This is a genomic window from Herbidospora sp. RD11066 (assembly GCF_054661255.1).
Genome location: NZ_BAAGDO010000371.1, coordinates 1 through 235 on the forward strand (window position 1 = coordinate 1; position 235 = coordinate 235).

Sequence of the window (235 nt, forward strand, 5' to 3'; positions counted from 1 at the left end):
TGAACAACGCCTCAGTCAGCTAGAGAACCCATGGCTTAATCCTATAAGGGAAACTGGAGTTGATCCTGTAACAGGCCTTTTTAAGACAGTGGCAGGAGTGACTGGTGTAATTATGACTTTGTGTTTAATCCTCATGGTGTCATCTGCAACTGAATTCATAAGGAGATCATACTTTGAGACTTTCTGGTTCACACACCATCTGTTTGTCATCTTCTTTGGCTGCCTTGTCGTACAT

At 42.6% G+C, this 235-nt stretch carries 1 protein-coding gene; it reads left to right on the plus strand.

The annotated features are described in order from the left end of the window. Nucleotides 1–88 precede the first annotated feature (88 nt). Nucleotides 89–235, plus strand: a 147-nt coding sequence (locus ACYQ78_RS40130; RefSeq protein WP_459806240.1) for a ferric reductase-like transmembrane domain-containing protein, incomplete at its 3' end; no start/stop codon positions are given.